This is a genomic window from Rheinheimera nanhaiensis E407-8, assembly GCF_000296695.1.
Classification (GTDB): Bacteria; Pseudomonadota; Gammaproteobacteria; order Enterobacterales; family Alteromonadaceae; genus Alishewanella; species Alishewanella nanhaiensis.
The window spans coordinates 1-18463 of sequence record NZ_BAFK01000005.1; the positions used below are offsets into that span (position 1 = coordinate 1).

Annotated in this window: 14 protein-coding genes; 2 read left to right on the forward strand and 12 right to left on the reverse strand. The window is 48.9% G+C overall.

Annotated elements, in window-relative coordinates; all coding sequences use genetic code 11:
- Positions 1 to 12 precede the first annotated feature (12 nt).
- The 3 genes from RNAN_RS05245 to phoB form a co-directional block, all read right to left on the reverse strand.
- On the reverse strand, positions 13 to 735 hold the full coding sequence (locus RNAN_RS05245; protein WP_008219532.1) for a Tle-like phospholipase domain-containing protein: 723 nt from the start codon (positions 733 to 735) through the stop codon (positions 13 to 15).
- Between the two features lie 190 nt (positions 736 to 925).
- Positions 926 to 2251 carry a phosphate regulon sensor histidine kinase PhoR gene (phoR, locus tag RNAN_RS05250; RefSeq protein WP_008219533.1) on the reverse strand — a complete coding sequence of 442 codons (1326 nt, stop codon included), beginning with the start codon at positions 2249 to 2251 and terminating at the stop codon, positions 926 to 928.
- A 17-nt stretch (positions 2252 to 2268) separates the two neighbouring features.
- On the reverse strand, positions 2269 to 2955 hold the full coding sequence (gene phoB / locus RNAN_RS05255) for a phosphate regulon transcriptional regulator PhoB (protein ID WP_008219534.1): 687 nt from the start codon (positions 2953 to 2955) through the stop codon (positions 2269 to 2271).
- A gap of 366 nt (positions 2956 to 3321) precedes the next feature.
- Here phoB and RNAN_RS05260 point away from each other — a divergent pair, with 366 nt between their 5' ends.
- Both RNAN_RS05260 and RNAN_RS05265 read left to right on the forward strand, forming a co-directional pair.
- Positions 3322 to 6003, forward strand: coding sequence for a beta-helix domain-containing protein (locus tag RNAN_RS05260; protein WP_008219535.1), 2682 nt, complete (start codon positions 3322 to 3324; stop codon positions 6001 to 6003).
- A 121-nt stretch (positions 6004 to 6124) separates the two neighbouring features.
- On the forward strand, positions 6125 to 8785 hold the full coding sequence (locus RNAN_RS05265) for a TonB-dependent receptor domain-containing protein (RefSeq protein WP_008219538.1): 2661 nt from the start codon (positions 6125 to 6127) through the stop codon (positions 8783 to 8785).
- Positions 8786 to 8890: 105 nt separating this feature from the next.
- On the opposite strand, the gene RNAN_RS05270 is transcribed toward RNAN_RS05265, so the two are convergent.
- The 9 genes from RNAN_RS05270 to pstC all read right to left on the reverse strand — a co-directional run bounded on the left by RNAN_RS05270 (position 8891) and on the right by pstC (position 18384).
- Complete coding sequence (locus tag RNAN_RS05270; RefSeq protein WP_008219539.1) at positions 8891 to 9595, reverse strand: OmpW/AlkL family protein; 705 nt, start codon at positions 9593 to 9595, stop codon at positions 8891 to 8893.
- A 52-nt stretch (positions 9596 to 9647) separates the two neighbouring features.
- Positions 9648 to 10208, reverse strand: coding sequence for a metal-independent carbonic anhydrase family protein (locus RNAN_RS05275; protein WP_008219540.1), 561 nt, complete (start codon positions 10206 to 10208; stop codon positions 9648 to 9650).
- Positions 10209 to 10327: 119 nt separating this feature from the next.
- Positions 10328 to 11017 (reverse strand): response regulator transcription factor, encoded by a 690-nt coding sequence (locus RNAN_RS05280; RefSeq protein WP_040551776.1) that lies wholly within the window; start codon positions 11015 to 11017, stop codon positions 10328 to 10330.
- Positions 11014 to 12606: a sensor histidine kinase gene (locus RNAN_RS05285; RefSeq protein ID WP_040551778.1), complete on the reverse strand. Its 1593-nt coding sequence runs from the start codon at positions 12604 to 12606 to the stop codon at positions 11014 to 11016. Before RNAN_RS05285 ends, RNAN_RS05280 begins: the two co-directional genes overlap by 4 nt.
- 103 nt (positions 12607 to 12709) lie before the next feature.
- Entirely contained in the window at positions 12710 to 13816 is a 1107-nt protein-coding gene (locus tag RNAN_RS05290) for an OprO/OprP family phosphate-selective porin (RefSeq protein WP_052027258.1), read from the reverse strand.
- A 225-nt stretch (positions 13817 to 14041) separates the two neighbouring features.
- Positions 14042 to 14767 (reverse strand): phosphate signaling complex protein PhoU, encoded by a 726-nt coding sequence (phoU, locus tag RNAN_RS05295; protein WP_008219545.1) that lies wholly within the window; start codon positions 14765 to 14767, stop codon positions 14042 to 14044.
- Between the two features lie 35 nt (positions 14768 to 14802).
- Positions 14803 to 15573 carry a phosphate ABC transporter ATP-binding protein PstB gene (pstB, locus tag RNAN_RS05300; RefSeq protein ID WP_008219547.1) on the reverse strand — a complete coding sequence of 257 codons (771 nt, stop codon included), beginning with the start codon at positions 15571 to 15573 and terminating at the stop codon, positions 14803 to 14805.
- Between the two features lie 57 nt (positions 15574 to 15630).
- On the reverse strand, positions 15631 to 17001 hold the full coding sequence (gene pstA, locus RNAN_RS05305) for a phosphate ABC transporter permease PstA (protein WP_008219550.1): 1371 nt from the start codon (positions 16999 to 17001) through the stop codon (positions 15631 to 15633).
- Positions 17002 to 17004: 3 nt separating this feature from the next.
- Positions 17005 to 18384 carry a phosphate ABC transporter permease subunit PstC gene (gene pstC / locus RNAN_RS05310; protein ID WP_008219551.1) on the reverse strand — a complete coding sequence of 460 codons (1380 nt, stop codon included), beginning with the start codon at positions 18382 to 18384 and terminating at the stop codon, positions 17005 to 17007.
- Positions 18385 to 18463 lie beyond the last annotated feature (79 nt).

The window sequence follows — 18463 nt, forward strand, 5'->3', positions numbered from 1 at the left end:
AATACGCATACGTTAACCCCAGCTAATCGGTTGGGTAAATTCGGGCTCTGCTGCTATTAACTTAACTAAACCTTCCATGCTATGGGCGCACAAAGCGCGTTGCCCTGCTTGAGTAACACCTAATGCCGGCGATACCCGGCCTGCCAGGCTGATATTGCCGCATTGGTTATTAGCAAGTGTGCGGGTGCTGCCGGCAATGCGTGCACCAGTTCCCACTGATACGGCATCGTGCTCACTACGGATATGCAGCACTTTTTTAAAATCATTGCGGTAACCACTTAAACGGACGCGGTTAATTAAATTACCTATTAAGCCAAAGTTAGAAGCGGTAGCGGCCCTTAACATACCTGGCGCATTAAAGGTAACCAGCGGTAAGGGTGTATTATGTTTGGCCGACAATAACGCAGCCAAGCCACCGCCCAATGAATGACCGGTAACAATGAAATTCTCATTTGTAACTTTTGCTTGTGCAATGGCGAGGCGAAGAGCGTCACGTGCAGGACGATATTGGGTCGGCATAGACCCGGAAAAAATTGCAATATCGTTGGGGATATCGTAGCGAACATCATCCGTGCCGCGCACAGCAAAGATAGCTGTATCGCCTTTTTTAAACAATGCAGCGTAAAAACCATGCGAAATTCGGTTATATTCTTCGATTAACCGCAAATCAAGTACTGAAGGGGCAATTTCATAAACAGCGCTACAACATTTTGCTAAATCTAGTACCGAGGCCATTACTATTCCTTGTAAGGTGAAATTTAGCGAATGGTATTTTTCTTTGGTTTTGTTGTCAATTTATTAATTTATTGTATTAAAAAATGAGGCGTTGTTTGTGGGGTACTATAAGGCGATTATCAGGATTTGCTCTTTATCGTTTGCCTGTGCGCTGCCTGCGAAACAGCAGCTTAGCAGAAGTAATGTTAGCTTAGAGCGGGCGTGAACGTTTTTTTGTATTACCCAGCACCAACTCTGGCGGTAGGGTAAAGGAAAAACTGCTGCCTTTGCCCGGCTCGCTAAAGATCATTAAGCGGCTGTTATGCCGTGACAATACGTGTTTAACAATAGCCAGACCCAAACCAGTGCCGCCGGTATTGCGGGCGCGGGCTTCATCTACCCGGTAAAACCGCTCGGTTAAGCGTTTAACATGTTGCGGCGCTATACCGGGGCCATTGTCGTTTACCGAGAACACGGCTTTTACGTGCTGGCGCTGCCAGCTCACCTGAATATAGCCGCCCTCCTGAGTGTATTTAATGGCGTTAATCACCAGGTTAGAAAAGGCGCTGCGTAGCTCTTCGGTGACACCGGTCACTTTTAGCGTTGGGTCAATATCAAAGACCAACGTATGCTGCTTATCGCGGTTGACGGTTTGCGCTTCCTGCTCCAGCTGCAATAACATGGCAGGTACGTCTACTTCGGCGTCAAACTGTACCCGGGCCGAAGCTTCAATGCGCGATAAGGTCAGTAGCTGCTGCACTAAAGCATCCATGCGTTTGGTTTGGTCCAGCATCACGTTATGCGCCTTTTTCCACATGGCTTTATCCGGCAGATGTTCATCATCCATCACTTCCAGATAACCTTGCAGCACAGTAAGCGGTGTGCGTAGTTCGTGCGATACGTTAGCGACAAAGTCTTTGCGGATTTGCTCCAGTTGCTTTAGCTGGGTAATGTCGCGCACAATGAGTAAATATTGCTCAACACCGTACGGCATAATGTTAAATTCGAGCGTCAGGGCATCATTCACCGGCGAGGTTAGCTCTAGTGGCTGGTCGAATTTTGCTGCCTTTAAATACTGCAGAAAGTCAGGGTGGCGAATAAGATTGTCCAAACGCTGGCCTTCATCGGCCGGCCAATGCAACCCCACTAATATTTGCGCCAGCTGATTACACCAGATAATGCTCCAGTCATCGCGCAGTACCACCACGGCTTCCGGTAATGCTTCGGCACCGTCACGAAAACGGCGTACGACGTTGCGAAGCTCACGTCTTTTGCGACGATCGCGCCGCTGCAGGTAATAAATCCCCTCGAATAAATGCCCCCAAAGCCCTTCACTAATAGGTGGTGATAGTTTGCGGTCACGCCACAGCCATTTATCCATTAAAAACAAATGATGGTAATGCCACAGCAGCAGCGCTACGGTAAAAATCAGCAGCGCCAGCAGCAGGCTGTTGGAAATAAGGCCAACCAGTGCAATAAAACAATAAAAAAGGAACAGCTTGGTGTACACCTTCCTTTTCGACAGCAGTTGGCGCATAGCGGCAGTGGTTACCTTTATTTGGCAGAGAAGCGGTAGCCAGAGCCCCGCACGGTTTGCACTAATCTATCATGGCCGGCGATAGAAATCGCCTTACGTAAGCGGCGGATATGTACATCGACAGTGCGGTCTTCCACATAGACATTGGTGCCCCAGACATGGTCCAGCAGCTGTTCACGGCTGTACACCCGCTCCGGGTGGGTCATAAAAAAGTGTAACAAGCGAAACTCGGTTGGGCCCATATCCAGTGGCGTATCCTGCGCCATCACCCGGTGTGACACCGGATCCAGTTTTAAGCCCTGCACTTCTATCACTTCATCCAGGCTGGTCGGTGCCACACGGCGGATCACCGCTTTAATGCGTGCCATCAGCTCCTTGGGTGAGAAGGGTTTGGTCACGTAGTCGTCAGCGCCTACTTCCAGGCCGCGTACTTTATCTTCTTCCTCGCCACGGGCGGTGATCATAATGATGGGAATGGTGCGGGTCAGCTCGTGTTGCTTCATTTTTTTTGCGATCTGAATGCCGCTGCCACCGGGCAGCATCCAGTCTAACAGCACTAAATCAGGGTAAGGCTCCACCAGCGCATTAATGGCAGAGTCAAAGTCCTCTGCGGTCGCGGCCTGATAGCCATTTTGCTCCAGCACAAAACACAACATATCGCGGATTGGGGCTTCATCTTCCACCACCAGGATCTTTCTTGCCATAGGGTCCACCACACTTTGGTTACCGGCTTGCTGCCGGGCTGTTGTAACTCGTTATGCCGCATAGTATTGCTGCAGTTTATGACATTTTTATGAAAACTAAAGGTTAATCCGCGTTGCGTGTAAGCACTTTGCCACGCCACCTTGCAAGTTCACACAAAAAACAAAATAACAACATTTATGCAACGCATATAAAGTGACAGCAAGATGAATTTTTTTTGACAGTCGAAGGTGAAAACCGCACTAAACAAGGCGCGGCCACAGCGTCACATTAGCGACGCATTAGTGTAATAAAAGCGTCACTTCGTTTGTGTAGGGTGCCAGCAACTTTTTTGGCAACACCCAAAATAACACAACGGAGAAAAGGTAATGGCTTTAGGCAAACTGATTAAACTGAGCGCTATCGCATCAGCACTTATGCTGGCTGGTTGTGGCGGCGACTTAGTGGTTAACGCAGGCGGCAATGATTCAGGTGGTAACAATGGTGGCGGTAACCCACCGCCGGCAACCAGTGATTGCCCAGCCTTTGCTACTGAAGGTCAAAGCCTGGCGGGCGTAAACAAAACGGTGTGCGAAATTAGCGGCACTATTACCAGCGACACCCGTTTAACAGCAGATATCGCCTGGTCTTTAAGCGGCAAAGTTACCGTAGGTAATGACAATGCCAACAGCGCTACGCTGACCATTGAACCCGGTACCACCGTATTTGGTAAAAGTGGCGCCGACTATCTGGTAGTTGCCCGCGGCTCGAAAATTCAGGCAGTGGGCACTGCAAACGCGCCCATTATCATGACATCAGTAAACGATATGCTGGGCCTGTCAGATGACGAGTCCACCGCAGAATGGGGCGGCTTGGTGTTGTTGGGTAATGCCCCTACCACCAAATGTGATCAGGCGAATCTGGAAAATTGCCAGGTAGAGGCTGAAGGTGAAGCCGGCCCTTACGGCGGTGCCGATCCTGACGATGACAGCGGTGCTCTGCGTTATGTGCAGGTACGTTATGCCGGTTTTGAAGTACTGCCGGATAACGAATTAAACGGCATTACCTTTGCCGGTGTTGGTCGCGGCACCGAAGTGGAATATATTCAGGTGCATAACAACTTGGATGACGGTGTGGAATTCTTCGGCGGTACAGTCGATGCCAAATACGTGGTGCTAACCGGCAACCGTGATGATTCCTTAGATTGGGCTGACGGGTGGCAAGGTCGTATGCAGCATGTGCTTATTCGCCACAACCCGAACGACACTAAAGCCAACCGCGGTATTGAAGCAGATAACCAGTCAGATAACTTTACCGCCGAGCCAGTATCTAAACCGCGTATCGCCAATATGACCATTATTGGCAATAACTTTGATGGCGAAGATGACTCAGAAGGCATTTTGCTGCGTGCAGGTACTGCAGGTGAGTTGTATAACGTTATTGTTACTGGCCCGGCGGGTATGGGCGAGTGCTTTGAGATTAACTCTGATGAGTCAGTCGCCAATGCGCAAAACAGCGAAATTATTTTCCGCAACTCAATTATCGACTGTACTGAACCGTTTAAAAACTCTGTAGATAGCAATGGCAACGTCACGCTGGATGCTGAAGCCTGGTTCCGCGCACAGCCGGGTAACATTGTTGGCGATGCGTTATTAGGTGGCTATATCCCAGCCCCTAACTCACCAGCGCTTGGCAATGGCTATAACGTAGCAAACAATGTTGATCCCTGGTTTGATAACGTAGATTACATTGGCGCTTTTGACGGCGAAACCGACTGGACCCTGGGCTGGACTGTTGGTATTCACCCGGAAGATGACTTAGCCGCTTGCCCGGCTGGCACCACTGAAGTAAACAGCCTGTCTGGCCGGTTAAACTGTCAGTTATCCGGTGACATTACCTCTAACATCACGCTGGCAGCTGGTGCTGACTATGTGCTGAGCGGCCGGGTGCGTGTTGGTATAGATAATACCACTGCCGCTACCTTAACTATTCAGCCTGGCGTACGCATTTATGGTAAATCCGGTGCCGACTTTCTGGTAATTACCCGCGGCTCAAAAATTGATGCCAACGGTACTGCGGCCAACCCTATTGTGATGACCTCAGTACAAGACATCATAGGCTCACCGACTGCAGCCGGCCAATGGGGCGGCTTGGTATTACTGGGTAAGGCGCCAAGCACCAAGTGTGACCAGGCTGACTTAGCCAGCTGTGAAATTCAGGCTGAAGGCGAAGCCGGCCCCTACGGTGGTGCCGATTGGGCAGACAACAGCGGCCGCTTAAACTATGTGGTAGTAAAACATGCCGGCTTTGAAGTTATCCCGGATAACGAGTTAAACGGTATTACCTTTGCCGGTGTTGGCTCTGGCACTCAGTGCAGCAACATTCAGGTGCATCAGAACGTTGATGATGGTGTTGAGTTTTTCGGTGGCGCGGTTAACTGTAAGAACGTGGTACTGACCGCTAACGGTGATGACTCGGTAGACTGGGCTGACGGCTATCGCGGTAAGCTGCAATTTGTATTGGTAAAACACGCTGCCGATGACGCTAAAGCTAACCGCGGTATTGAAGCCGATAACCAGGCAGACAACCTGACTGCGACTCCGGTATCTAACCCTATCGTTGCCAACATGACCATTATCGGTAACAACTTCGATGGCGATGATGACTCAGAAGGCGTGCTGCTGCGTGCCGGTACTAACGCCAAGTTGCATAACTTTGTTATCACTGGCCCGGCCGGTATGGGCGAATGTTTAGAGTTGGCATCCACAGAAACGAAAGCCTTTGCTATCGATGGCTCATTAGAAATGACGCACTCGGTTATCGCTTGTGCTGAGCCATTCACCGGTGATTTGGGTAACGGCACCAGCACAGAGCAGTGGTTCCTTGGCCAGACCGGCAACAGCGTAGCGGCTAACCAGGCTGCGGTGCTGGATGGTATCTTCACTATCGACGCCACTGCACCTAAAGATATGACCGCAGTAGACAGCTTCTTTGAAGCCGTCGACTTCATCGGTGCGGTTGAAGCAGCAAATGACTGGACTGCTGGCTGGACGGTTGGCTTAGACGACTAACAGCAATAAACACTGCCGGGTTTTGCCTGGCAGTGTTTTTTTATTCCACTGCATTGCACCGACAAGGTTTTTGTTTGTGCAGGCACGTTGTAACCCTAAACGCTGATAGGACAAAGTTCAGATGAGCAGCATGCAAAAGTTTAATTTCAGTCGTGTTGGCCGCAGTGTGCTGCTGGCGCTAAGCACAGCAACCGCCCTGGTTTCATTAAACGCCCTGGCGCAAGATAACCAGACGCAACCGGCAACTGCTGAAGAAGATGTTGAACGTATTTCTGTTTCCGGTCGCCTGATGAGCTCAGCCGCCTCTGCGGCCGCAGAGCGGCGCGAGCAACCGTACGTCGCCGAATTATTAGGTATGGAGCAAATCTCCCGCGCCGGCGATAGCAACGCTGCTACTGCGCTGCGTCGGGTAACCGGTTTAACGCTGGTAAAAGACAAGTTTATTTATGTACGGGGTTTGGGCGAGCGTTACTCCAGCACCCTGCTAAATGGCGCTCAGGTGCCAAGCCCGGACCCAACGCGTAACGTGATACCGCTGGATATGTTCCCGGCCGGCATCATTGAAAGCCTGGTGGTGCAAAAAGCCTACTCACCTGAGCTGCCGGCCGCCTTTGGCGGTGGTAATGTTAATATCCGCACCACAGCGATTCCGCTGCAAACCACCTTTAGCACCTCTGTTGGCACTGGCTACAACAGCCTGAACAGTAACGATGGCTTTAGTTATGCCGGCGGCAGTGATGACTGGCGTGGCAAAGATGATGGCTTGCGTGGTATATCGCCGGCCTTGTCTGCGGCACAAGCCCAATATGGCACCCTGACTCCGGTGAATATTGCCGAAGCCTTAGGCGGTATTAATGCCACTAACCTGGCTCAGGCTGAAACCATAGTGCGTGAGCTTGGCACTGCGTTCAACCGCGATATTGATGTAAAGCCTACCAGCGTAAAGCCTGATTTTGATGGCAGCGTGTCTTTGGGCTCGCGTTTTGATTTGGCGAAAAACGTGGTATTTGGCGTCATGAGTGGTGTCAGTTATGACCGCGCGACGCAAAATATTGAAGAGCAGGAACGTTATTACTCGGTATCGGGTGATAATTTGCTACCGCTAAACCGTTATGACGACATTAAAGGCACCGAGCATCAGGTTAAGCTGTCTGGCATGCTGAACTTTGGTTTAGAGCTGGGGGTAGACCACCGGCTGGAGACTGCCACTATTTATCTGCGCGATACCAAAGATGAGATAAAAATTAAGAACGGTGACAGTATCGAAACCATCAACGAGGCTAACCGTTCTAACACCGATACCAGCATTTTATATGAAGAGCGCAGCATGCTAAGCAACCAGCTGCGTGGCCGGCATAACTTCCCGTACCTGATGGACTTAGCGGTTGACTGGCAGTATACCGACGCCAAAGCGCGCCGCTATGCCCCGGGCGAGGTAGAATATCGCCGCTTAAATGAAACCCAGGCCGATGGCTCAGTGTTTTCGTTTTTGCGCCGTAACCAAAACGCAGTCAATTACAGTTTTGGTGATATGAAAGATAACACTGAAAACTTCAGTTGGAATGCTAAGCTCCCACTGACTCTGGGCAAAGCGGAAATGACATTCAGCGGCGGTTACAGTTATTTTGAACGCAGCCGCAACGCCCAAACCGATCGCTTTAACTTTGATACCGTAGGGTATAGCTTGCAGCAGCTCTCTGGCAGCTTCTCTGAGATATTCTCTGACGACAACATTTTAAACCCGGATAACGGCTTTAAAATTTCTAACGTGACAACACAGGCCGACGATTACCTGGCCGCGCAAATGATCGATGCCGGTTATGGTGCGCTCGAGCTGAACTACGATTATAAGTTCCGCCTAAATCTGGGTGTGCGCTATGAAGATTTTAAGCAAATTTCGCTGCCGATTGGGGCGGATGGCGATATCAGCGGCAACCTGACCGATTCGGTGCTGTTAGAAGATGGCTTCTACCCGGCGCTGTCGCTGACCTGGTTTATCAATGACGATTTACAGGCACGTTTTGGTTACAGTAAAACCGTAGTGCGGCCGGATTTACGCGAAGTAACACCGGTGCTGTATGTTGACCCATTGACCGACTTTAAAGTAACCGGTTTTGCCGGCCTGAAAAGTACCGACATCAACAGTGCTGATGTGCGGTTAGAGTGGTACTTTGATACCAGTAACTACAGTATTGGCCTGTTCTATAAAGACTTAGACAACCCGATTGAAGCAATCGAGTTATCAGGTTCTGATGGCAACCTGCTGATGTCGTTCCGTAACGCGCAAAGCGGCGAAGTGTATGGCGCTGAAGCTGAGTTTTTACAACAGTTAGACATGTTTGGCGGCGACGCAGGACAATGGCTGAATAACTTCTTCGTTGCCGGTAACCTGACCGTCAGTGAGTCTGAAATTACCATTCAGCCGTTCCCGGGCGCTGATTTAACCAATCTTAAACGTGGTTTAAGCGGCCACTCTAAGTACGTGGCTAACCTGCAGTTGGGCTTTGACTCAGACAACAACCAGCACAATGCTACCCTGACCTACAACGTGTTTGGTAAACGGATTGCGTTTGCCGGCGTAAACGACAAAGACGACGCCTTCGAGCAACCGTTTAACTCGCTAGACTTCACCTACAGCTATACCCCCACCGAGAGCATGACGGTGAAACTGGGGCTAAAAAACCTGCTGGATGAAGACGTAGAAATTTTGCAACAAGGCGAAATTCTGCAAAAACGTGTTGAAGGCCAAAGCTATAGCTTAAGTTTCTCGTATAAATACTAACGTAAAAGGCCCCGTAAGGGGCCTTTTTATTCAAACTATAATCCAGGCTTGACTCACTTCAGCTTCATCGTTACATCTGGTTAGATAAGCCCATTCAATACGATGTTAGAAGTAGTACTTCACACCAAACATACTAACAATTGGGTCGATTTGAATGTTGACACTTTGGATGCTTGCGCCATTTAAACGAACGTCTGCATCGGTATCAATGTCAATTTTACTTATCATTGCATGGATACCCCAATTGCTGTTGAGCCGCCAGTCAAAGCCCGCTTGATAAGCCAGACCAAAGCTACCATCAAGGTTTAACCCGACACTGTCCTGAGCAGTTGCAACGCCAAAACCAATCAAAGCCTGCTTTAAATCGTCTGAGGCCTTTTCGCTAAAAAAGTGCGTGTAGTTGGCGCCGACACCGATAAAGGGCGCAAAGTCTGAGCTAGATTTTAGTGGGTAATAACGGGCAAACACTGTGGGTGGTAAGTGTTTTGTTTCACCTATTGCTAAGCCATCAATAGCAGAGCCTGACACCCTGGCTCTGTGACTAAATGGTGTAGCAGCTACCACACTGGCAGACCAATAATCATTGAAGGCATAATCAAGGACAATACCAAGCTGCGTATTGTCATTCACGGCAACGCGTGTAGACCCATCAGGCAGCTGAGCAACCTGTTCAACTACGTTCAAATTGCCACTGCTCTCTTCCGGCGCTACTGTGATAGGACCAACATTGATTGACCACTGCGCCATAGCGCTGAAGCAACTCAAACCTAAAGCACCTACGATAATTTTTTTAAACTTGAACATTTGCATAGCATTCCCCTATCGTTAAAAAAATCCCCCTTCAAACGAAGGGGGATACCAGTCAGTTTGCCGCGTAAGGCAATGACGAGTGATGGAGAACTATACGAAGCTTACCTTCTGCATCCTTTTTAAAACCCCAGGTCTTATCAACAGTGGTGGTTTTGCCTGACTTGTCAGTTACATGAACATGCCCCATGGTCAGTGCAAGGTCGCCGTTCAGGTAAACCCCTGCGTTTTCATATTCATATTTCTTCCAACCCTTTAAGGCGAAGCCACCATCTTGGGCAAAGTTTTTGTCGCCTGCTACAAAGTATGACAAGGCGCCATCGTAGGTGGTGCGGAAGGTTTGCTCGCCGTTAGCCAGAGTCGGCTTAAACAACACTGCGCCCATGTTATAACCATAAGCAGCATCCAGTACTTGTTTTGCTACTGCCTTAGCAGCCGCAGCACCTTTTTGCTCGTGCGTGTTACTGATATTTATCAGTGCCTCACCCCAAGCTTGTTGCGCGGCTTTGACTTCTGCCAGCGTAATAGTGTTATTTACAACTTTTTCAGCAAATGCAGCAGACGAGAACAACACTGCCGCCGCACATAATGTTACTTTATTCAGAGCTAGTTTCATAAACACCTCACTTTATTAATCAGCGAGGTAATAATGACTCATCGGGGCATAACTAATCCTGACGGAGAGATTAACAATAGCTGCTAATAAACATGAACAGAACATGACAGCTTCGCCATTTAAGACACCTGCATAGCATCAGCAGATATGCTGTAGCCTATACCACGAAACGTTTGAATATACTTAGCGTTAAAATCATCATCAATTTTTCTTCTTAACCGCCTGACGTAAACATCGACTACGTTAGTTAACGGATCTGTATTCATTCCCCACACATTGGCTAAAATTCGCTCACGACTAAAGACTTTTCCAGGTTGAGACAATAGCAAATCGAGTACTTGTAGCTCTTTAGCTGTCAGCTTTATAGCAACGCCCGCCCTGTTAACCTTCAAGGCCGACTTGTCATATTCCAGTTCACCCAGTTTAATCAGCTGCTCTGCGCTTGGAGCACTGTTGCGTTTTAATAATGCCTGAATACGCGCAAGCAGCTCCTCAAAAGCAAAGGGCTTTCCAAGGTAATCATCAGCTCCACGATTTAAACCCAATACTCTGTCGGGTACTTCATTTAAGGCAGATAACATCAGAATTTTTGCTGTAATACCTTTTGCCCGCATTCGCGAGCACAGCTCAATGCCATCAATATTTGGCAACATTCTGTCAAGAATGATCAGAGCAGGCTGAACTTGAAGCACCAAATCGACAGCGTCTTTACCGTCTGAGCAACATTGAACAAGAAAACCTTCGCTTTTTAGGCCCCGCTCAAGGAAACCGGACACACGCAGATCATCTTCAATAATTACGATACTCATGGCAGAAAACCCTCTAAGCCAATTCTAAACATGACAGTTGTACCCTGGTGTAAACGACTTTTTAGCTGAATAAAACCGCGATGCTGCTCTATCAGGTATTTTGCTAATGACAAACCGATACCTAAACCGTCAGGCCTCAGCTTTCTGGCATTGTCACCACGATAGTAACGATCAAAAACGCTATTTAGCTCATAATCCGCGATACCAATGCCATAGTCTGTGATGCTAACCTCGAACTGGTTATTACTAATGCTTACCACCATATCCAGTGCAGTAGTTGCCGGCGAGTAACGCACAGCGTTATCGAACAATATTTGCCAAGCTTGTAACAACTTACCCATATCAACCCTGATGCAGTGCTCAGACATTTCGACAGCATCGTCGAAATGTAATCTAAGCTCCCTACCCTGTACCTTAGCCTCTCTTTGCGCTTTGCTGACTAACTCTGTTGCAACTTCAACCAGTGGCACTGACTGCACATCAAGCAATGCCATACTGTTCTCACCACGAATGAGTAGTAATAAATCATCAATCCTTCCCGAAAGCGCAGCACTGGCATCCAAAATACGTTTTAACGTTTCTTTGTATTCTTCAGCTGTTTTATCTTTTCCTCTAAGCCCAATTTCGGCCTCTCCCCGTATAGCGGTAGCTGGGGTGCGTAGCTCATGACTGACATCAGCAAAAAATTGTTTTTGTTGTGCTTCGGCCTGCTTAAGCTGTTCAAGCGCGTGTTTAAGCTGTGCCGTGCGCGACGATACCTCTTGCTCTATTTCAAGCGTATGGCGTAACTCAGCTTGGCGTGCCTCTTCCAAAGCTGCAGACATGGTATTGAAACTCGTCGCAACGTTTCTAAATTCTTTATCGTCTAACTCAGCGATACGGTGGGTAAAATTACCTGACGCCACCGCTGAAGTTCCCTCCAGCAAACGGGTAATAGGGGAATATAGTGCCCGCAGCAAAAGTACAGCCAACAACACCGCAGTTATGCTACCGAATACGGCTAAGGACAATACTATTGTTCTAACCTTTGACAATGCATCGACCGCTGCTGATTCAGCTTTTGATGCGCGCTGCCGTTGAAGTTCGATCGCCTCTGCAATTAGGCTTTTTAAATCAAGCCCCTCTAGTTTATCGAACGTTTGTATTAGAAGTCGCCAAATCTCTGCTTCACTAAGCGTTATCGATTCCTTGTCCAACAAACTGCGCTTTAGCGCAAAAATATTGGTTTCAAGAATGGAGAGCGCCCTTATCTGACGATTTACTTCCTGATAATCCTGTTCATCATCTGATAGCAGCTGATCATTAACCAGCAGTGACTGTAAGTTACTGAGAATGTGCTCCATCTGCACTAACAATCTATCCCGCTCACTCAATGGCGCGTCATTGGTTAACAAATACTGCGCTAGCCAAACCTTCAGTCGTTGTTTGTCGGCACCTAGCGCGATAAATTCGGCCAGCATCTGATTAGATACCCTACCTCGCTCAACATGATAGGCGGCTATCCCTGATGTCCAAAATGCGGCTACGGCCTGAACAATACAGAACATAACCAGCAAACCAAATGATAAGAGCAAACGATTTCGGTACATATCAATTTAACCCGATAACAAGATCACACTAATTAATGCGTGAAATACGCTGACTACAGCACTACGGATGAAAAAAAACCCGGTAAACCGGGTTTAATCTATGTTAGAAATGGTACTGAGCCCGAACCCCAAAGCCAATAGGCTCCTCGGTTACCCCTGACGGTGTATCAATATCGCTAAACACAATGTTGCCCATAAACCGAAGGTTATTTAACAAGTAATAGTTAACGCCCAATGTAAGATTTTTCTGCTCACCACCAAAAACAGTACCGTCATTCAAATCGGTGACAGAGTACCGTGCAGCAACCTCAATAGCGCCAGACTCTTTTGATGGCTTAACGCCGCTAAACAAACCATTCTTGTACGAACGGCTCTCGCCAGTTAACACATAACTTAATTGAAAGTGATATCCAGAGAAGGAAACATCTTCAACTGTTGACGAAGTGCTTAGTGTCATCGCTTCAGCTTCGGCTGACCAGGCACCATTAATTAAGGCAGCCTCCAAACCAAAACGATTGATGGAATTTATGCCTTCCAGAGTACCGGTATCGATTAAACGCACACCAGAGTCAATACGTAGCTCAGGACGGTCTCGCAATCTAAGCGTGTTATAGTCACCCATGTCCTGATACACGAAAGCACCAGCAAAATGATACTGAACATCATCAACTTTTGGATGGTAAATAATCCGCTGAGCAAGCCCCATACTGTCGTCTTTGCCAGCATCGCCCTCTGTATTCATGGTGCGGCCGAACAACATAGATTCTGATGTTAAGTTACCGAAGGTTTTATCAAACCGCACGCCTAACTTACGGTCAGGGGTAATAACCGTAGAGCCGCTTGAGCGCTCCATAAAAGTAATAGAGTTGGAGCTGGTTAGGGTGTTTAGACTAAACGGCACGCGCTGGTGGCCGATAGTCACATTGCCACCAGCCAGTTTAGTGCGAATATTTACATCAGCTGCTGAGGCATCGCCACCTTCAGCGAAGTCATACTCAATAACAAAACGCCAATCAGGCGATAAATTGCCCTGCATACCAAGACGCCCACGACGCACATTAAAACCGTTACCAATTTCCGTAACATCGTCTTTGTACATACCCGCATCAAGATGCATTCTACCACGAGGCGTGATTTCCACTTCGGCAAGTGCGCTACCAGTGAAAGCACCAACGGCTAGGGCAACTAAAACTTTGCTATTTGTCTTCATGATTAATCCTATCCCAATCTCTAGTTTTGACCCAGGCATCATATGTCACTTATATGACATTTGCGTGACACAATGACAGTTTTATGACTTAAAGATGACAATAAAAACTAGACTACGTACCGCACCTTAATGAAGAAGTATTAATCAAATTAAGCAGATAGCCAGCGTTTTAAGTCTGCAGGCAGAAAAAAAGGAGCCGAAGCTCCTTCTTATTGGCTAACATGATTAGTCACGCCGCTTTTCCACGACCTGCTGCAGTTCATCGTCAGTTAAATGCGCGACATTGCGGCCTTTGCAGAGAAAAATAGTGTGCTGGCAAATATTACGCGCATGGTCGCCCACCCGCTCCAGTGCTTTGGCCACCTGAGAAATTTGCAGGCTAACACCAATTTGACTGGCATCGTCCATCATACTGCTTAAGCTATGCTGCATAATCTGGGCGTAATCATCATCAATGGCTTTATCTTCACGCAGCACAGCAAGGGCGGTATCAGCATCCATTTGTTCAAAGGCGGTGATAGCCCGCGCCAGCATTTGCTGCACTTTGGCGCCCATGGTATTCAGCTGTGCCAGTTGAGCCTCTGTTGGCCGGTTGCCGCTTTCATCTTTTAGCAGGGCTTTGGCAATACGTTTGGCCAAATCGCCGATACGCTCAATATCATTGACACTTTTTAGTACCGAGAGCACCAAGCGCAGATCGGTCGCCGCCGGCTGACGCCGCGCCAAGATATCCAGGCAATGTTCATCGATATCTACTTCAAAGTTATTTACCGTGCGATCGCCTTGCTTTACTTGCTTTGCCAAAGCACGATCGGCATTAATAAAAGCCGTCATCGCATCGCTAAGCTGCTGCTGTGCCAATGTGGCCATGGCCAACAGCCGCTCTACCGCCTGGCGTAATTCGTCATCATAGGCCTGTGAATAGTGGCCACCGATCTTGTTATTGAGCATAACGCCTGTCTCCTGCTAACGCTGCTATGCCGGTATTAACCGTAGCGGCCGGTAATGTAATCTTCGGTACGTTTTTGCTGTGGGTTGGTAAAGAGATCATTGGTGTTACCAATTTCAATTAAATTACCCAGATGGAAAAACGCGGTTCTGTCTGACACCCGTGCTGCTTGCTGCATATTGTGGGTCACGATGACGATGGTGAAATTTTGCTTCAGCTCGTCGATCAGCTCTTCAATAATAGAGGTGGCGATGGGATCCAGTGCCGAGCAGGGCTCGTCCATTAGGATCACTTCCGGGCTTACCGCTATGCTGCGGGCAATGCACAGACGCTGCTGCTGACCACCGGACAAGCCCGTGCCAGGCTGATCCAGCCGGTCTTTTACTTCATTCCATAAACCGGCCCGGCGCAGGCTGGACTCGACAATGTCATCTAAGTCGGCTTTGCGTTCAGCCAGGCCATGCAATTTCGGGCCATAAGCAATGTTTTCATAGATAGACTTCGGGAACGGGTTCGGCTTTTGAAACACCATGCCTACCTGTGCTCTTAACTGCACCACATCCAAAGACGGATCATGAATGTCGCGGCCATCCAGTGTAATGCTGCCGGTTACCCGGCAATGTTCTATGGTGTCGTTCATCCGGTTCATACAGCGTAAAAAGGTAGATTTACCGCAGCCCGACGGGCCGATAAACGAGATCACTTCGTTTTCGTAGACATCCATGCTGATACCATGTAATGCCTCATTTTCGCCATAAAACACTTTGACATCTTTGGCACTGATTTTTACCGCAGCTGAATTACTCATCTGTTTTTCCGTTCGCTAAATTTAAACGTTGTGAAAGCCTGGCCGGACAAAGCGCCGTTACCAGCGCTTCTCATATTTTTTACGCAGCCAGATGGCCAGCCCATTCAGGCTTATCATCATCAGTAGCAGCACAATAATGGCCGCTGAGGTACGGGCTTCAAAGAAATTACGCAGCTCATTGCCCTGCCACAAGTAAATTTGTACCGGCAAGGCTGATGCTTGTTCAAAAGGCGATGCCGGGATGGACGCCACAAAAGATTTCATGCCGATTAACAGCAGTGGCGCGGTTTCGCCCAGCGCTTGCGCCACGCCCAAGATGGCGCCGGTTAAAATACCCGGAATAGCCAGCGGCAGTACATGATGGAAAATCGCCTGCATTTTTGACGCGCCAAGCCCCAATGCCGCCTGGCGGATTGATGGCGGTATGGCTTTTAACGTCGAGCGGGTGGCAATAATCACCGTTGGCAGTGTCATTAACGACAACACTAAACCGCCGACAATAGGCGCCGACATTGGTAAATTAAACCAGCCAATCAGTACCGAAGCGCCCAGCAGACCAAACACGATAGAGGGCACCGCCGCCAGGTTATTAATATTCACTTCGACCAGGTCGGTCAGCTTGTTGCGCGGAGCAAATTCTTCTAAGTAAATCGCGGCGGCTACACCCATGGGTACTGCCAATAAAATCACCACCAGCATCATATAGAACGAGCCCATAAAGGCACCGGCCAAACCGGCTGAAGCCAGCGAGCTGCGCGAGTCCGGGTTCATAAACAGTGCCAGACTAAAACGGTTTTGAATTACCCCCTCGGCTGACAGCTTATCTATCCATTCTCGCATTTTCGGGCTTAGCTGCTGCTGCGCATCGGGCAGGCTGCGGTCAATATTGCCTTTTAACCAAACATCGATGTTGGCATCGGTAAGCAGGTGCAGGCTGCGGGTCTGACCAATAATAGACGGGTCGGCAATCACCATGTCACGCAGGGCAAAGCGCTCGCCTGAAGTGACGATGCGGCCCAGATCGCGCCGGTGCTTGCTGGCGTCAGGCAGTATTTTTTGCAGGCTGTCGGTGATCAGGCGGTTAAAGTTAACAAAGCCAACCTGTGTCTGCCAATCCAGATAACGCTGACGAAAATCGTTGTCACTCTCATCCGCTGCTTGCTCTGGTTTTGCCGGGATCTTGATGATCTGCGGGTCAAAATAGATCTCCAGTGTAATGGCCGACTGCCAGAACGCTGGCAGCCCTTTGGAGAAAATATTAATAAATAATAAGGCGACCAGTGACAAGCTAATCAACACTGCCAACAGGCCAGTGCGGCGAAACCAGGCCTCTTTACGGTGACGGCGGTTTAGCGATGCGATTACCTTTTGCTGCACCTGGCTTGGGTGCACCACGGTTTTTATCGGGTTTTCTGCAAGAATCGTCATAACTTACTCGTATTGCTCACGGTATTTACGCACTATCACCAGCGCCATCACGTTTAACAGCAGGGTAATAACAAACAGGGTTAAGCCCAGTGCAAAAGCCACTAACGACTGCGGGCTGGAAAAATCATTGTCGCCGGTTAGCTGATTAACAATGGTTACGGTAACGGTTGATACGGCCTCAAACGGGTTGGCCGTCAGCGCCGGGCTGTTGCCTGCCGCCAGCACGACTATCATGGTTTCACCGATGGCCCGGCTAACGGCTAACAAAATGGCGCCGACGATGCCGGGCAAGGCAGCCGGCAGCACTACTTTTAAAATGGTTTCAGACTTGGTTGCGCCAAGGCCTAGCGAGCCATCACGCATTGATTTAGGCACCTGAGTAATAATGTCATCAGACAAGGATGAGATAAACGGGATTATCATAATACCCATTACCACACCGGCGGTAAGTGCCGAAGTGGCGTTAATATCCAGGCCCAAAGCCGCACCTAAGTCACGTAAGAAAGGGCCCACGGTAACCAGGGCAAAGAAGCCGTACACTATAGTAGGAATACCTGCCAGCACTTCGATCACCGGCTTGGCGGTGTTACGCAGTTTAAGCGGCGCATATTCGGCCAGGTACACCGCTACCATTAAGCCAAGCGGAATAGCCACCAGCATAGCAATACCGGCAATCAGCACAGTACCGGACAACAAGGGTATTAAACCAAAATCCCCTTGCTCACCGACACCGACAGTAGAAAAGCGCGGGTTCCAGGTAGTACCAAAGAAGAACTCTGATGGCGGAATAAAGCTAAAAAACTTTAAGGTTTCGCCCACCATCGACAACACTATGCCAATAGTCGTTAGAATGGCCACGGTAGAGCACAGTACTAACAGCGCCTTTACCACCCGCTCAACCTGATGCCGGGCCTTTAAGCGCGGGGTAATTTTCAGCAGGCTAATCAGCATACCCACAGCAGCAATAACGGCCATCAGCGCAGTTAACACTATAGCGCTGTTCGCCTTTAGCTGGCGTAAGTGCTCAGCCGCAGCCAGCTCCCACTCAGACGCATCGGCCACCACACCAAAATTACTGGCCAGGTTGTTAATGCGCTGGCTGACAACACGCAATTGTTCGGCGCTTTGGCTGGCGATATCTGCCGGTAGCTGAGTCAGCATCATCGAATTGATTACGGCTGGAGCTAACCACAGCCACAGCAACAGAATAAAGAACGCCGGCAACACCGCCCATAACCCCACCATCATGCCGTAATGATGTGGCCGCGAGTGCATTCGCACATCGGCGTTAATTGTTGCTACTTTGCGGCTGCGCACCATCCCGAGCTGGTAGCCCAGTGCCAGCAATACCAGCAGCACCACAATTAACGAAAGATTACTCATAATTGCTCCGTAAACAGCCTAACCTTAGCGCTAAATTAGCTGCGCAGTGTAAGCGGCTTATATTTCAGTTTTATGACAG

Coding starts and splice junctions, on each gene's coding strand:
- pstC (WP_008219551.1), bottom strand. CDS start 18,384: ATGAGTAATCTTTCGTTAATTGTGGTGCTGCTGGTATTGCTGGCACTG.
- RNAN_RS05270 (WP_008219539.1), bottom strand. CDS start 9,595: ATGCAAATGTTCAAGTTTAAAAAAATTATCGTAGGTGCTTTAGGTTTG.
- RNAN_RS05275 (WP_008219540.1), bottom strand. CDS start 10,208: ATGAAACTAGCTCTGAATAAAGTAACATTATGTGCGGCGGCAGTGTTG.
- RNAN_RS05260 (WP_008219535.1), top strand. CDS start 3,322: ATGGCTTTAGGCAAACTGATTAAACTGAGCGCTATCGCATCAGCACTT.
- RNAN_RS05290 (WP_052027258.1), bottom strand. CDS start 13,816: ATGAAGACAAATAGCAAAGTTTTAGTTGCCCTAGCCGTTGGTGCTTTC.
- phoB (WP_008219534.1), bottom strand. CDS start 2,955: ATGGCAAGAAAGATCCTGGTGGTGGAAGATGAAGCCCCAATCCGCGAT.
- phoU (WP_008219545.1), bottom strand. CDS start 14,767: ATGCTCAATAACAAGATCGGTGGCCACTATTCACAGGCCTATGATGAC.
- phoR (WP_008219533.1), bottom strand. CDS start 2,251: ATGCGCCAACTGCTGTCGAAAAGGAAGGTGTACACCAAGCTGTTCCTT.
- RNAN_RS05265 (WP_008219538.1), top strand. CDS start 6,125: ATGAGCAGCATGCAAAAGTTTAATTTCAGTCGTGTTGGCCGCAGTGTG.
- pstA (WP_008219550.1), bottom strand. CDS start 17,001: ATGACGATTCTTGCAGAAAACCCGATAAAAACCGTGGTGCACCCAAGC.
- pstB (WP_008219547.1), bottom strand. CDS start 15,573: ATGAGTAATTCAGCTGCGGTAAAAATCAGTGCCAAAGATGTCAAAGTG.
- RNAN_RS05280 (WP_040551776.1), bottom strand. CDS start 11,017: ATGAGTATCGTAATTATTGAAGATGATCTGCGTGTGTCCGGTTTCCTT.
- RNAN_RS05285 (WP_040551778.1), bottom strand. CDS start 12,606: ATGTACCGAAATCGTTTGCTCTTATCATTTGGTTTGCTGGTTATGTTC.
- RNAN_RS05245 (WP_008219532.1), bottom strand. CDS start 735: ATGGCCTCGGTACTAGATTTAGCAAAATGTTGTAGCGCTGTTTATGAA.